1 protein-coding gene is annotated in these 688 nt (G+C 41.6%); it reads right to left on the bottom strand.

All coding sequences use genetic code 11. From position 1 onward, the window contains the following. On the bottom strand, positions 1-540 hold a 540-nt coding region (locus tag A3761_RS00125; RefSeq protein WP_068749605.1), incomplete at its 3' end, for a UPF0149 family protein. Between the last annotated feature and the right edge of the window lie 148 nt (positions 541-688).

The raw sequence follows: 688 nt of genomic DNA, 5'->3' as shown, positions 1-688 counted from the left end.
CACTTCAAAGAACTCTCTTTCACCCTCTTCAGTAGGCTCAACGCGAGGGTCCAGCTGGCAAATTTCAACCAGGTCTTTAAGAATTTCTTCCAGATCCTTCGATGCAGAATTAAGTCGTTCACTTGCAGAAATAGCGATACCTTCCAAAAAACCCCTTACCCATAACACCATTGCCTCAAGTCGTTCGGATAAAACATAGTCATCGTCTGGCAATAATAAGGTAAAACTACTCGAATCCTTATCGATACCCTCTGATACTTGGCTATAAAAAGCTAACAAGTCCTCAACTACATTAGCTTGAGCTGCAACATTTAACTCATCGACGCCCATATGTTCTAAAACCTGAGCTAAAAAGTCATTCGCCGTACGCTTAATGCCGCCGGTAATTTCCCCAAGTAATAAGCCATGTAACTCACTCGGGTGATTGATCGCACCTTGTCGGTTATAGACATTCGCCAACCAGTCAAAATCACTCTCCTGAGCCTCTTCATTTTCAAGCTCATCTATATCCTGCTCGGAAAACTTGTCTTTTTCTGTCATTTATATCGACCTTTTATCAAAAATTGAGCGAATTATACGAGACCTGCGACTGGATTGCGAAAGCGAGTTGACCCTCACGCTAGGCCAAATTATAGTTACCCCTCAATATACCGAATAGTATTGGTTTATTCTTCAATATTTGACTATC

This window comes from Oleiphilus sp. HI0123, assembly GCF_001635315.1.
The sequence above is the reverse complement of the archived record's forward strand: the minus strand, read 5'-3'. Positions and strand labels throughout refer to the sequence as shown.